This is a genomic window from Lysinibacillus sp. TE18511, from assembly GCF_054062295.1.
On the sequence record NZ_JBSSFD010000037.1, the window covers coordinates 1 to 13,366 of the forward strand.

16 protein-coding genes are annotated in these 13,366 nt (G+C 37.2%); 8 read left to right on the plus strand and 8 right to left on the minus strand.

Annotation, left to right across the window (positions count from 1 at the left end):
• On the minus strand, nt 1–279 hold a 279-nt coding region (locus ACVWXS_RS20275), incomplete at its 3' end, for a hypothetical protein (protein WP_456959922.1).
• A gap of 105 nt (nt 280–384) precedes the next feature.
• Between ACVWXS_RS20275 and ACVWXS_RS20280 the strand changes: the two genes are divergently transcribed.
• The 7 genes from ACVWXS_RS20280 (at nt 385) to ACVWXS_RS20310 (ending at nt 5,575) form a co-directional block, all read left to right on the plus strand.
• Nucleotides 385–582, plus strand: coding sequence for a hypothetical protein (locus ACVWXS_RS20280; protein WP_456959923.1), 198 nt, complete (start codon nt 385–387; stop codon nt 580–582).
• A 42-nt stretch (nt 583–624) separates the two neighbouring features.
• Nucleotides 625–834, plus strand: a complete 210-nt coding sequence (locus tag ACVWXS_RS20285; RefSeq protein WP_374966787.1) for a thymidylate synthase — start codon at nt 625–627, stop codon at nt 832–834.
• A gap of 112 nt (nt 835–946) precedes the next feature.
• Nucleotides 947–1,357 (plus strand): Rrf2 family transcriptional regulator, encoded by a 411-nt coding sequence (locus tag ACVWXS_RS20290; protein ID WP_068984125.1) that lies wholly within the window; start codon nt 947–949, stop codon nt 1,355–1,357.
• A 71-nt stretch (nt 1,358–1,428) separates the two neighbouring features.
• On the plus strand, nt 1,429–2,058 hold the full coding sequence (locus ACVWXS_RS20295) for an NAD(P)-dependent oxidoreductase (protein ID WP_456959924.1): 630 nt from the start codon (nt 1,429–1,431) through the stop codon (nt 2,056–2,058).
• Between the two features lie 219 nt (nt 2,059–2,277).
• Nucleotides 2,278–2,583, plus strand: coding sequence for a hypothetical protein (locus ACVWXS_RS20300; protein ID WP_368634658.1), 306 nt, complete (start codon nt 2,278–2,280; stop codon nt 2,581–2,583).
• A gap of 177 nt (nt 2,584–2,760) precedes the next feature.
• Nucleotides 2,761–4,179, plus strand: coding sequence for an aspartate ammonia-lyase (aspA, locus tag ACVWXS_RS20305; RefSeq protein WP_368634659.1), 1,419 nt, complete (start codon nt 2,761–2,763; stop codon nt 4,177–4,179).
• A gap of 397 nt (nt 4,180–4,576) precedes the next feature.
• Nucleotides 4,577–5,575, plus strand: coding sequence for a methyl-accepting chemotaxis protein (locus ACVWXS_RS20310; RefSeq protein WP_456959925.1), 999 nt, complete (start codon nt 4,577–4,579; stop codon nt 5,573–5,575).
• Nucleotides 5,576–5,691: 116 nt separating this feature from the next.
• Here ACVWXS_RS20310 and ACVWXS_RS20315 read toward each other — a convergent pair whose 3' ends face one another.
• Both ACVWXS_RS20315 and ACVWXS_RS20320 read right to left on the minus strand, forming a co-directional pair.
• Nucleotides 5,692–5,886: a DUF4181 domain-containing protein gene (locus tag ACVWXS_RS20315; protein WP_456959966.1), complete on the minus strand. Its 195-nt coding sequence runs from the start codon at nt 5,884–5,886 to the stop codon at nt 5,692–5,694.
• A gap of 34 nt (nt 5,887–5,920) precedes the next feature.
• Nucleotides 5,921–6,130 carry a DUF4181 domain-containing protein gene (locus tag ACVWXS_RS20320; protein ID WP_456959926.1) on the minus strand — a complete coding sequence of 70 codons (210 nt, stop codon included), beginning with the start codon at nt 6,128–6,130 and terminating at the stop codon, nt 5,921–5,923.
• A 346-nt stretch (nt 6,131–6,476) separates the two neighbouring features.
• On the opposite strand from ACVWXS_RS20320, the gene ACVWXS_RS20325 reads away from it, so the two are divergent.
• Nucleotides 6,477–7,916 carry an amidase family protein gene (locus tag ACVWXS_RS20325; protein WP_456959967.1) on the plus strand — a complete coding sequence of 480 codons (1,440 nt, stop codon included), beginning with the start codon at nt 6,477–6,479 and terminating at the stop codon, nt 7,914–7,916.
• Between the two features lie 502 nt (nt 7,917–8,418).
• On the opposite strand, the gene ACVWXS_RS20330 is transcribed toward ACVWXS_RS20325, so the two are convergent.
• The 5 genes from ACVWXS_RS20330 to ACVWXS_RS20350 all read right to left on the minus strand — a co-directional run bounded on the left by ACVWXS_RS20330 (nt 8,419) and on the right by ACVWXS_RS20350 (nt 13,366).
• The gene (locus ACVWXS_RS20330) at nt 8,419–8,868 is read right to left on the minus strand and encodes an NUDIX hydrolase (RefSeq protein ID WP_456959927.1); all 450 of its coding nucleotides are present in this window, start codon (nt 8,866–8,868) and stop codon (nt 8,419–8,421) included.
• A 601-nt stretch (nt 8,869–9,469) separates the two neighbouring features.
• Nucleotides 9,470–10,060, minus strand: coding sequence for a VanZ family protein (locus ACVWXS_RS20335; RefSeq protein ID WP_456959928.1), 591 nt, complete (start codon nt 10,058–10,060; stop codon nt 9,470–9,472).
• A 310-nt stretch (nt 10,061–10,370) separates the two neighbouring features.
• On the minus strand, nt 10,371–10,646 hold the full coding sequence (locus ACVWXS_RS20340; RefSeq protein ID WP_456959929.1) for a hypothetical protein: 276 nt from the start codon (nt 10,644–10,646) through the stop codon (nt 10,371–10,373).
• A 25-nt stretch (nt 10,647–10,671) separates the two neighbouring features.
• The gene (locus ACVWXS_RS20345) at nt 10,672–10,962 is read right to left on the minus strand and encodes a DUF5071 domain-containing protein (protein WP_456959930.1); all 291 of its coding nucleotides are present in this window, start codon (nt 10,960–10,962) and stop codon (nt 10,672–10,674) included.
• A gap of 463 nt (nt 10,963–11,425) precedes the next feature.
• Nucleotides 11,426–13,366, minus strand: coding sequence for a GTP-binding protein (locus ACVWXS_RS20350; RefSeq protein WP_456959931.1), 1,941 nt, complete (start codon nt 13,364–13,366; stop codon nt 11,426–11,428).

Here is a 13,366-nt window from a genome sequence, read left to right on the forward strand (position 1 = left end):
GCGACGGAAAGAAAGGCCAGAGCGACGGAAAGAACAGGCCAAACGACGGATAGAACCCTCAAAGTGACGGAAAGAAGTGAGAGCGACGGAAAGAAAGGCCAGAGCGACGGAAAGAAAGGCCAGAGCGACGGAAAGAAAGGCCAGAGCGACGGAAAGAACAGGCCAAACGACGGATAGAACCCTCAAAGTGACGGAAAGAACCATCAAACGACGGATAGAACCCTCAATGCACAAGATAAAATGCCAAAAGAATGAGCCAAATGCCAAATTCTCTAGCACTTTATATGAAGGATGTTTTAATTTATGAAATTTTTTCCGATATAAGTTTTAAACTGGAAATGGTTTGTAAAAATGTAGAGGGTGAGTGGTGAGGGGATGTCCATGGTGTTTCAAATAGATGAAAGAGAAAGTGAGCAACGTTTAAAGAGTCAATTACTTTTGAGGACTTTTCAACAGGAACAGGAATTTACTCAACGACATGAGCTAGCACACACCTCTGCAACATTAACACAGGAGCAAATATTTAAAATGATGCAGGTCATTGAGGAAATCCGCCTAAAACGTTATGAAGAAACACTATAAATGTAAGCGCCTTCTAAGCTATAATAGCTGAGGAGGTGTTTTATGATGAACGTGATCTTTATAGAAGCGGTTTCAGGTGCAGAACTTTTACAAATGGTGTCACATGATGTGGCGGGCATATTAGCAGCGGCACAGGGCGAAAGTGTGACGTTCCCAGTTGGGCATTTTAAGTATGAGTTTCATAATTTAGATTTTTATGAAGAAGATGGAGAAATACGACAAGAATTAGTCATTTACTTAAATAAAATATAATCATCGAATAGTACTTCTCAAAACAAAGAAATAAATACAGGTGCAAATAGAACAATTCATTTGCTTTTATTCAAACCTGTAACTATAATGGTTACAACAGGTGGTGATACATATGGTGAACAGTCGGTTTTCGGTAGCGATCCATATACTTTCGCTCATTGCAACAACATCTGATAAAAGTCAGTTGACATCTGATTATATCGCAGGAAGTGTCAATACAAATCCGGTTGTCGTACGACGAATGATCGGAGTGTTGAAAAAAGCGGGTTTGCTTACATCACAAACAGGCATTGCAGGTTATGACCTATTAGTAGAGCCAAAAGATTTAACGCTATTAGCTATTTACCAAGCGATTAATGGGCCCGAGCAGCTTTTTGCGATTCATGATGAGCCAAATCCAGATTGTACGGTTGGTCGAAAAATTCAATGTACATTGGAAGGTGTTTATACATCTGTTTGGCATGCAATGGAAGAACAGCTTCAAGCACAAACTTTACAGGATGTGCTAGATCAACTTCGTTAAATAACGAAGTCGGTCTTTTGTATCTAACCTGTAACTAAAATGGTTACAAACAAAAGTGGGAGGAACTAAATATGAAAATTGCAGTAATCGGTGCAACAGGAAAAGCGGGACAAAAAATTGCGGAGGAGGCACTACAGCGTGGTCATGAGGTAACTGCGTTTGTACGCACTGCTTCAAAAGTAACAGCAACTATTGACGTTATTGAAAAAGATGTTTTCGAATTATCGAAAGATGATGTAAAAAGCTTCGACGTTGTTGTGAATGCATTCGGTGCTCCTTTTGGTCAAGAGGAATTACATGTAAAAGCTGGCCGTCATTTAATTGATATTTTCACGGGCATTGAGACAAAATTATTTGTTGTCGGTGGTGCAGGTAGTTTGTTTGTTGACCCAGAAAAAACAGTTCGCGTAATGGATACGCCAGACTTCCCTGAAATGTACTTTGCAACAGCTAAAAACCAAGGAGAAAACCTACAAGACTTACAACAATCAACAATAACTTGGACATTTTTAAGCCCATCCGCTTTCTTTGATCCTGAAGGTCCACGCACAGGCAGCTATACGACAGGCATTGACCATTTATTAATCAATGCAGCTGGTGAAAGTTATGTTAGTCATACAGATTATGCCGTTGCTGTGTTAGATGAAATTGAAAATCCAAAGCATGTAAACAGCCGTTTTACAGTGACTTCAAATAAATAATCAATAGGTACCTAAAAAAAAGGCAGAATCATTATGATGCTGTCTTTTTTTATTCGCTAAGATTAGCAATTATTTGTTATTACAAAATTGGATGGATTTGGTGGATTAAGTATGCTTGATTGATATATAATTTTAGTTAAATAGGATTTCCATTAACTGTGCAATTTAAACTATAAATGTCTTATACGCAGAATATAATGTTAATGAAGGGGAGACTAAATGAGGTATACTCGTTTTTACTTTGGATTAGTATTATTCCTTTTGATTGCAGGTGCATTCTTTTTTTATCTGATTAATGACACTTATGTAGAAGCTGTTTATCAAATTGGAGAAGAAAATTTGGTGGAGGAAAACGGTGATTATTACCTTATATTGGATAATCGTAAATTAACTTTACCTGAAAGACTGTATGATGAAATAAAATGGGAAAAAAATGATGAATACCATGTAGGATATGAATATAAAAGTTTTTCAAAAAATAATGGTGATGTTGTCATGTTAAAAAAATATGGCTATTCACCTTGAGTTCATATGCAACAATATGAGCAATTACTTGTTAATGTTACAGAGGAGCAGTCATTTTTTAGCGAAAAATGAGCTTTTTTCACAGAATTTTTCATTTTACAGAAAAATGCCTGTTTACAATACTCCATTAATTAGCTACTATCAAGTGTGAGTATTACATCAAAGGAGACGACAATTATGTCCACACAACGTATAGAAAAAGACTTTTTAGGTGAACGTGTATTACCAAGCAATGCTTATTATGGAATTCAAACGCTTCGTGCAACTGAAAATTTCCCAATTACAGGTTACACGATTCACTCATCACTTATTAAAGCAATGGGTATCGTAAAAAAAGCAGCTGCATTAGGGAATATGGAAGTACACCTACTTTCAAAAGAAATCGGAGATGCAATTGTCGAAGCTGCACAAGAAGTTATTGATGGTAAGTGGGATTCAGAATTTATCGTAGATCCAATCCAAGGCGGTGCTGGCACATCTATTAATATGAATGCCAATGAAGTCATTGCTAACCGTGCCTTAGAGATTTTAGGCAAAGAAAAAGGGGACTACCAATCAATTAGCCCAAACAGCCATGTTAATATGTCACAATCAACAAATGATGCTTTCCCAACAGCTATTCATATCGCTGTTTTGAATTTAATAGATGAATTACTTTTAACAATGGAAAATATGCAAGTGGTGTTCCATCAAAAAGCGGAGCAATTTGCACATGTTATTAAAATGGGTCGTACGCATTTACAAGACGCAGTGCCAATTCGATTAGGCCAAGAATTTGAAGCATACTCTCGTGTTATTAGCCGTGATATTGTTCGTATTCGTCAAACTCGCCCAAATCTATATGATGTGAATATGGGGGCAACTGCAGTTGGTACAGGCTTAAATGCATTCCCAGATTATATTCAATCAGTAGATGTTCATCTTGCTGAAATTTCAGGTTTGCCGTTAAAAGGCGCTTCCCATCTAGTGGATGCAACACAAAATACAGATGCTTATACAGAAGTATCTGGCGCATTAAAAATCTGTATGATCAACATGTCGAAAATTGCCAATGACCTTCGTTTAATGGCATCTGGTCCACGTGCAGGTTTAGGCGAAATCATTTTACCAGCTCGTCAACCTGGTTCTTCTATTATGCCAGGGAAAGTAAATCCTGTTATGCCAGAGGTTCTAAACCAAGTTGCCTTCCAAGTAATTGGTAATGACCATACTATTTCATTAGCATCTGAAGCAGGACAATTAGAATTAAACGTTATGGAGCCTGTACTGGTCTTCAACTTAATTCAATCGATTAGTATTATGAATAATGTTTTCCGAGCATTTACGCAAAATTGCTTGAAGGATATTGAAGCAAACGAAGAGCGTATGAAAGAATATGTGGAAAAAAGCGTTGGTATACTAACAGCAGTAAACCCACATATTGGTTATGAAGTAGCTGCAAAACTTGCGCGTGAAGCAATTCTAACTGGTCGTTCTATTCGAGAGCTTTGCCTTGAATCGGGTGTATTAACGAAAGAACAATTAGATTTAATTTTAGACCCGTATGAAATGACACATCCAGGTATTGCTGGTTCAAGTATGATGAAATTAAAATAATGATGATGAAAGCACTTTGTGTAGAGCAAAGTGCTTTTTCTATGTCTTTCGCCTGACAAAAGTTGGGCTTTTTTTTCTGTTAATTTTAGGAGAATCCAACTATAATAATTACATTGAAGTAATAAAATAGTTGGGGGAATATAGTATGAGTTTACGGAAAAGAAGTATCATTGGCTTTACAGCTTTAAATGTTCTAATGATTGCTATTTTAATCATAGATCTATCGAATTCAACATCATTAGAATGGCTAGCTACCTACCTTAGTAACGATCATAGGAATTGCGATGACAACATCCTATATATTCTATGTCAAATATAAAATTATTAAACCAATTAAGCAATTAGCTGCTTCTGCACAAGCAATAACTGAAGGAAACTTCATACTGCTTCTATTGAAGTGCATACCAATGATGAAATTTCTGAGTTAGCAACAGCATTTTTTGAGATGAAAGAACAATTACATATGATGACACAAAAGATTGCCAGTGGTTCAACAGACTTATCAGCGAGCATAGAGGAGCTATCAGCTAGTACAAATGAAATTACAGTTGCGGTTGAAGAGGTAGATGCACAAATAGTGAAAACAACAGAAGGTCTTAAGCAAGCTGCGCAGTCTGCAAATGAAAGTGCCGTTTCTATGCAAGAAAATGCTGACGGCATTGAACGTATTACCGTGGCAACACAAGAAGTTTTTAATCATGCTAAAGAAGCAAATGAAATTGCAGGCAACGGTGCAGAAATTTTACATGTAGCAAAAAATCAAATGCAATTTATTTCAAATTCTACTGAAAAACCAAGTGAATTAATGCAACAATTATCAAATAAAATGACGGATATTAAATCCATGACAGACATGATCACAGCCATTACAGAGCAAACAAATTTGCTTGCCTTGAATGCAGCGATTGAAGCGGCACGTGCTGGAGAACATGGTAAAGGCTTTGCGGTAGTAGCAGAGGAAGTTCGAAAATTAGCAGAGCAATCTAAGCATTCGGCTATTCAAATTGTCGAGCTAGTCGTTGGCATAGAAAACGATACAAAACAAGTAGCGTCGTCTGTCGAAGAAGATTTGAAAAACGTACAACAAGGCGTCTATGTTATTGATGAGGCTACAAAGTCATTTGGAACAATATCTCAGCACGTTAGTAAAATGACGAATCAGCTAGAGGATATTTCCACAACGGCTGAGGAGCTTTCAAGTGGCGCTCATGAGGTAACCACATTCATGGTGACAATCGCCAACGAAATGGACAAATTGTCTACTTATACAGAAGCCGTTCTGCAGTCTATGGATGAGCAAAGCGCCTCCATGCAAGTTGTCAATACTGTAGTATCACAAGACTTATGTGAACAAGCTGAAAATTTACAAAAGCTTACACAGCAATTTAACAGATAATAATTGAAAACAACATAATTCGATAGTCAACAAAAGAGGCTATTTTGCGAAAGATTAATTTTCTGCAAAATAGCCTTTTTTTATTTAACTCACTTTTTCCTCGTAGCAACTTCCAATTAAGTATTAAATAAGCCGAAAAAGTCAGTTTTTATCGCCAAAAATACTATGCTAATCATAAACATCATTTCTACGATAGTAGCAACAAAAGCTCTTTTATTTTCTGCGTATTTCCATTCCATAAATGCTCGTAACATGTCAGAGGCTACTAAAAAGACAATAATGATAAACCATATATCAAAATACCAAGCAATTTCAACAGTATCATTGTAGTTCGTATAATACGAACTACAATGATACTAAAATCATGAAAATTATTCGTACCGATAAATCTAATTTTTTATGTCTTTCATTAAAGTAATTATAGGAAAAACATTTCTTTCTCTCGACACCTAGCAACTTTCTAATTACAAACCCAAAAATACTGATTATTAAAAGGAGTACTAGGAGAAAAAGTATTAACGTTCCAAAATCGAAAGTAATAGTATTCAATTTCATTCACCTCTTAAATCTAACCTTTTCTTAACTAAATGGAAATTCATTCTATAAAGAGATTGTAGCACAGGAGAGTATAAGTTGGTAGGGAATTGGAAAATTTGCAACCATTGAGATTGCCTGTTACAAGTATCGATAACAGTATCAACTTTTAGCTGACTATTTGCATTAATCAGCTAAAAGTTGGTATACATTAGCCTCGGGAAAGCGCCTAGTCAAAACGGAAATTAACCTCACGTTATGGTGATTAGCACACATTATTGGTATAATATTGGAAAAACAAGGGGTGCAGAATTGAATGGGGATAAATTTCAATAGCTTTTTCAGAGAAGAATTGTCAGTATAAGATATTCAAGTAGCTATGGAACAGGGAGAAATAACATCCAAAGAATTAACAATGTATTATTTACGCAGAATCGCTAAGTATGATCAAGATGGGCGAAAAATTAATTCTATGCTTGAAATTAATCCTGAAGCGATATTTATAGCTGAAGCGTTAGATGAAGAAAGAGTAACAAGGGGTGCTAGAGGACCTTTACACGGGATTCCGGTTGTTTTAAAGGACAATATTGAAACGCAAGATTATATGCATACTAGTGCAGGTACTATAGCTTTAGAAAATTATCTAGCTGAGCAGGATGCGTTTATAGTAAAAAAGCTACGCGAAGCAGGGGCAGTTATATTAGGGAAAACAAATATGACTGAATTAGCAAACGCAATGTCGAGTACGATGTGGGCGGGTTATAGTTCTCGTGGTGGGCAAACACTAAATCCTTATGGTGATCCAAATCTTTTTGTGGGTGGTTCTAGTTCTGGGTCGGCAGTTGCAGTAGCATCGAATTTTTCAGTTTTATCAATTGGAACGGAGACAGACGCTTCGATTCTAAGTCCTGCTATTCAAAATTCAGTAGTCGGCATAAAACCGACTGTTGGACTCATTAGCCGCCGAGGCATTATCCCATTTACATACTCTCAAGATACCGCTGGGCCATTTGCAAGAACAGTGACAGATGCAGCTATTTTATTGGGCGTATTAACAGGAGTAGATCAAGACGACGTCGCTACACATAAAAGTGAAAGAAGGATATATCAAGATTACACAAATTTTTTAGATGTTACAGGTTTGAAGGGTGCTAAAATTGGGGTGTATAATAATGGCTTTAAAGAGTACTATGAGTCAGCTGAGTATGATGAAACACTTTTTAATAATGCCATTCAGGTTTTAAGAGAGCAAGGAGCCGTTCTTATTGAAGATATCGATATCCCTTCTTTTCATAGAGACTGGAAATGGGATGTAGGACGATATGAATTAAAACATAGTTTAAATAATTTCCTTATCAATCTACCTTCTCATATGCCTGTACATTCTATCGCTGAGCTCATTCAATTTAATGAACGTTCAAAAGAAAAGTGTTTGAAATATGGGCAGGATAAATTGGAAATGAGAGATGGGCTATCAAATACGTTAAGAAATGCTGAATATTTACATGCAAAATTAGAGGATCTGTATTTTGCCCAAGATCAAGGAATTGATTTTACATTAAAAAAATATGAATTAGATGCGATTATCTTTCCGTCATATATAGGTTCGACAGTTAGTGCGAAAGCAGGGTATCCCTCTATTGCCGTTCCAGCCGGGTATATGAAAAATGGGAGACCGTTTGGCATAACTTTCGCAGGAACTGCATTTAGTGAGGATGTTCTTATAAAACTCGCTTTTGCATTTGAACAAGCAACTAAATTTCGAAAAGCACCGAAGTTGTATGATGATTCCCTAGCTAGGTTATAAAACTAGTAGAACGAGCTTGAAATTTCCGTAGCAACACCTCTTTTAAAGAAGTTGTGCTACTTACAATTAATATGCAGAGCAACTACCACTTCTCATCATTTCTAACATTTAATGAGAGGTGGTTTTTTATGCTTGTAAAGTTTGCCTATGAAGACACAGCTTTTCGAAAATCTAAGATTGAAGATGAATTTTAAGGATGTGAGAGTAAGTCCTCACACGTGTAGACATACATTCTGCAATCGCCCAGCAATGAGTGGTATGTCAGTCTTTGCTATTCAATCGTAGCAACCACCTTAACACAGTTTAATAAGTTTTTGAGTGTTGAGTATGATGCATAAGAATCATTCACACAAGCTATCTAATTGCATTGCTACTGAGCCATTTAGAAGCTATGGGAGCTATTATGAGCGCATAACGAAGCGGCTCTGTGTTTAATTTTATGCACAAGCCTCTGACTTGTTGTGTGAAGCGGGATAAAGAGAGGTTGATAATAGCCCCGTATCTAATCAGTTGAAATATAACCAACCTTTTCTAGTAATTTCAATGTTGTATAATTTAAATTTGGAAGTTTTTCTAAAGGGAAATATTCTAAGTTTTTACTTTCCTCATTTTGCGTAATAATGCCTTTTACAGCAGTTGCCTTAAAAATTGCCGTAGCATTATAAATTTCATCCCCATGTGGAAATTTATAATATAACTCTCTCCCTGAAGCTAAGCCAAGTAATTTCAATTCTTGGGCGATTAAGCCTGTTTCCTCATACAACTCTTTTTGAGCAGTTTCTTCAAAACTATCTCCTATTTCCATTCCACCACCTGGAAGCCCCCAATCATTTGTATCTGAACGTAATTGCAAAAGTATTTCATTATTTTCGTTTAAAACAATGATTGCTGAACCTGGTGCAATAATAGGACTTGTTCCAACATATTGTCGTAAAGTTTTTATGTAATTCATGTTTCCTCCAACATTAAATCATATTTCTTGTTTTCTCTTAACTAAATGAAAAATTCTATCTGTAAAGAATCATAACATAGCAAAGTTTTGTTTGGTAGAAAAATGGTAAATGTGTTTTGAAGAAGATTAATCGTTACAGCTTGGCGAGACGATGAGGACGAAACAGTGTTAACTTTGTCATGGCTTACATGAGTAACCGTAGCGATTTCCTAGAAGCCTGTGAGGGAATGAAGTACAAGAATCTTTTGTATTACGTGTGTACTATGGTTGCTACAGAGCTATGTGTGGAACTATAGGAGCGTATAATGTGAAAGTATTGTTGCATATCAAAAGGACTTGCATATACGGGATTCAATCATACATACAAGTCCTATTCTTATTGAAGTAAAGCCCAACTGTTTGTTAAAAACTTTTAAAATGATAACTATTAAAGTCACTGAAATAATTCAAATACCCACACAATTAGATAAAGTGGAATTGCCACTATTAACATACCTGCAATTAAGTACCCTAGACTTTGTAATACAAACTTTATTACATCGTAAACTGCACCAGCCAAGTCATCAATAAACTTTGCTATATTAATCCACTCCTTTACTATCTATTTATAAGAGACTACTTTAAAGGTATTTTTGTACGTTATAAATAGCATGAAGCCTATAAAACAACTGAGTAGATTTAGTATAATGTCATCTATATCGAAACTACCCACATAGAAAATGATTTGTAGAATCTCTATGCTGAATATCAATAATAAACTGGAAATTATCGTTTTAAATACATTTCTTTGCGAGGGAAAAGCCATAGGTATGATAAATCCCATCGGTATAAAAGGAATAATATTACCTAAGATGTTTATTATAGATACACTATCATTTATATCACTTATATAAGCTCCAATTGTGCTAAAAGGAATTAGATTTACGCCAACCCCTCTGTCCTTATTGGTTCGAATAGTATCGATAACACTGTATACATCTCCATTGAACTTAAACACAACAAAAATAAGTAACATTAATATGTATATAGTAAAAATACTTTTCCAAATAGTATTAAACATTCTTGATAATGCCTGCCCATCTCTTAATTTACTGAAAATTATTTCTGTATAAGGATTGTAGCATAGTAGAGTACTTGTTGGTAGATAAATGGTAAAAAAGTATTCAGATGTGTATGAAGAGTATGTGAGCATGGATAGTGGAGAAGAGAGGAAAACGTTTATATAAGTAGTCTTATGGGTGCTAAAGAGCTATGTATTAAGCTTCAGAAGCGATTGTGGGGGGCGTAACAATAGGACTTGTATTTATGAAGATTAATGATAAATACAAGTACTTATCTTAATTAAACTATAGCTGGTTTCGTTGAATAAGGGATATTTTTTAAATTGTTGCCAATATCTCTTTTGCGATTTCATCAATTTCTTCTGCGAGTTCATTGTGTAGGTGTTTCAGCCACTCTTGTTAAATACTCTCTAAACTGAACCCTTGACTCAATTGGCAATTTTATAACCAAAACGTGTGGTTGATTTCCGTTCCGACTGGGCGCTTTGTAGCTGTCGCTTTGCTTTCGCTACAGAAAACATTTGTTGCTGTCGCTTCGCTTTCGCACAGAGCAAAGCTTCCTGGGGGCGTCCGATGAGCCGCTTCACTCGCGTTGCTCGCTCCAGGGTCTCGGGCCAACACGATGTTGGTCACGAAGGCGTTATCACAGGATGTGATGCTCTTAGCCTTCGTTCCCCTATCGCTGATCCCCAAGGAGTCACCCAGCCTCCACTCCAATCAACTTATTTACGTAGTATATGTTTTAACAAATGTCATCCACAACTTTTGGTGATGAGCCTAAAAAATGTAAAATGAACCACTTCCAGTTATCATCATCTGAAGATAAGACATCTTGCACATGTGTGACAATTTCTTCTGGAAAAGTTAAAAGTAATCCTAATACACTTGGTGCCACTGGCCAATTCATATCTTGAATCCATTCAAGGAGATTAGGCAGTAAAGGCAATACTTTATCTCTATCCATTTTTTTAATCATTTCTACGCTATCATTATCAAATTTATGTCTTGGCAAAAGGTCTTCAAAGTTTTCCATATATATCCCTCCCTTAGAATTTTATACATGGCAATCTATTTATTATATCAGTCTTTATTAAACTAATTGTCGAGTGTGAATATAAGCAATTTTTACAAGCTGTGATCGCGTATTAAAACAGGCAAAGAAACTGCGTAAGATTTGTAAATAAATCACAGGAAAAGGCGATTACTCACGCTGAGCAGGCAAATACCCGCGGAAAAGGAGGAAATATCCGCGGAAGAGGAGCAAATACCCGCGATTGGGGAGAGAATATCCGCGGAAGCAGAGCAAATATCCGCGGAAGCAGAGCGAAATACCCGCGCGAAACAGGAGAATACCCGCGGAAGCAGAGCAAATACCCGCGCGAAACAGGAAAATACCCGCGGAAGCATAGCAAATATCCGCGCAATCAGACGAATCTCGCATAAATCACAAAAAACAGGACATGCATATAAAATCATGTCCTGTTTTATAATGAAAATTATTTAATGCAATGCATCGCTGCCTCAGCTTCATGCCACGGAACGGAGTAGCCTTTGCCTTTTGCACAAAATATACTGGAGGATGTATAGTCAGGATCGGCATTTTTATCGTAGCCGATTTGCGCGATCACTTCTTCTGTATTATGGCACACATCATAGCCATCAAATTGTAGGGAGAGTACGCCTTTCCCATTAGTATAGGCGGCAAAGGTTGTGCTGTAGCTCATAAATGTTGCAACAGGGGCACGTCCAGTTAATATGACGTCATTCTCAGTTAAGATTGGTGCGTCAAATGTACCTGAAGCTTGCTGAATATCGGTCATCATGCGGCCGATAAAATCACTAGGGGCTTTAAGCTTAAAGCGATAGTAAGGCTCTAGTAATATATTTTCTGCTTGCTCAAGACCTTGCCGTAATGCACGGAATGTTGCTTCGCGGAAATCGCCACCCTCAGTATGCTTAATATGCGCTCGTCCCGTTAAGAGTGTGAAACGAATATCCGTGACAGGAAAACCTGTTAATAAGCCATGATGATCCCGTTCGAATACATGTTTTTCTATGAGTCGCTGATTGCCAACCGATAAATCATCCGCGTGGCATGCATTGACAAATGTAATGCCAGCACCACGCGTGTTTGGCTCCATCAATAAATGTACCTCGGCGTAGTGCTTTAATGGCTCGAAATGGCCGTAGCCTGTTACAGTTGTTGCGATTGTTTCCATATATAAAATTTGTGGGTCACCAAATGAAACAACTAGTGAGAAACGTTTGTGAAGGACTTCGGCAAGCACCTCGAGTTGGATGACGCCCATAATATGGACATGAATTTCTTGGAATTTTTCATGCCATAGTACTCGTAATGATGGTTCCTCTGCTTCAAGCATGCGAAAAATTTTTAAAACTTCTTTTATATGCTGATCGCCTGCATATTGGACTTTTGCCTGCAAGGTCGGCACTAACTCATAGGGCTGCGGGTTAGTCGCGCTACCGATGATATCACCGATGTTAGCGAGACTTAGACCTTTGACTGCGAAAATCTCCCCAGCTTCAACCTCATGGACTGTTTCATAGCGATTTCCATTATATAATCGGATTTCCGTCACTTTTTCAGTTAGATCTCCAAACGAAAATTCATCACGAACACGCAGAGTTCCTTGTAATGCCTTCATAAAAGTTAAGCGTTGATGTCCATCGTGACGAATTTTAAACACCTCTCCTTGGAACGTTACATTGTTGTTAAAATGTGTCTCAGTAAGTAGAGGGAGCTGTGAAATGAATTCTTTTATCCCAGTATCTTTTAAAGCAGAGCCAGAAAAACATAAAAAGGCCTTTTCCTGTTTAATCATCGCTTGTATATGAGTAAGGCAGTTAACGCTATCCAACGTCTCGTTAAGAAAAGCATCGAGAAGCTGCTCATCACGCTCAGCAAGCCACTCCATCATGTGATTGGAAACATATTCAGTACGGAGCGGTTCATCTACTAATAGTACATCCTTAGAGCAATCTTTTTGAAGCTGTGTCATAACGGCTTCGATATCTGCACCTTCACGATCTATTTTGTTGATAAAGAAGAAGGTAGGGACATGATACTTGCGTAAAAGTTGCCACACGGTTTCAGTATGACCTTGTACTCCTTCGACCGCACTAATAACAATGATGGCATAATCCATAACACGAATAGCACGTTCCATTTCTGGCGAAAAATCGACGTGCCCAGGTGTATCGATTAACGTATATGTATCGTTTCCAATCGTCATGCGACCTTGTTCCGCAAAAATAGTAATGCCTCGCTGACGCTCTAGTTCGTGATTATCTAGAAATGTATCTCGATGATCAACTCGACCACGGGCTTGAATACTGTTTGTATGGAATAGTAACTGCTCAGAAAATGTTGTTTTTCCTGCATCAACGTGAGCGAGTACACCAATTGTTTTATGCAT